The organism is Frankia sp. AgKG'84/4 (assembly GCF_023242965.2).
Taxonomy (GTDB): Bacteria; Actinomycetota; Actinomycetes; order Frankiales; family Frankiaceae; genus Frankia.
In genome coordinates, this window is record NZ_JALKFU020000697.1 from 1 (window position 1) to 561 (window position 561).

General features: G+C 76.1%; 1 protein-coding gene. It reads left to right on the forward strand.

Annotated features, from left to right (window positions below):
- The coding region (locus MXD58_RS24680; RefSeq protein WP_250610047.1) for a hypothetical protein at positions 1 to 351 on the forward strand (351 nt) is incomplete at its 5' end.
- Between the last annotated feature and the right edge of the window lie 210 nt (positions 352 to 561).

A 561-nucleotide genomic window follows, 5' to 3' on the forward strand; every position in this document is an offset into this window, starting at 1 on the left:
GGCCGGGCCGACCACCGCCGCCACTGTCACCCCCGGCCCGCGCGAGCCGGCGCCGCGGGGTGCGGCCACGGACCGATCAGCGGGAACGCCACGTTCGTTCGAGCCGCGGGACTCGCCGGGCACGTCGGGCACGCCGGGCGCAGCCGAGTCGCCACGGACGTCCGGACCGGGAATGCCGGAGCCATCCGGATCTTCCGAGTCCTCGGAACCGTCCGGGTCACCTGGGTCGTCTGGGTCGTCTGGGTCGTCCGGGTCGTCCGGGTCGTCCGGGTCGTCCGGGCTGTCTGGGACATCTGGGACGTCTGGGACGTCTGGGACGTCTGGGACGTCTGGGACGTCTGGGACGTCTGAATCGGCTGGGCCATCCGGGGCTGGCGGCTCGGCGCAACAGCGGGCGCAGCCGTATCGACGGCCGTCCGCGGGCGAGCCCTCGACCGGGTCGGCCGAGGGCGACGCCGAGGAGCCGGTGACGACGCCGGTGCCGATTCCGCGGCCGCAGCTCTGGGCACCGGGCCGGGTACCGTCCGCCGCGGCCGGGCGCTCGGGCGGTACGGGCGACGC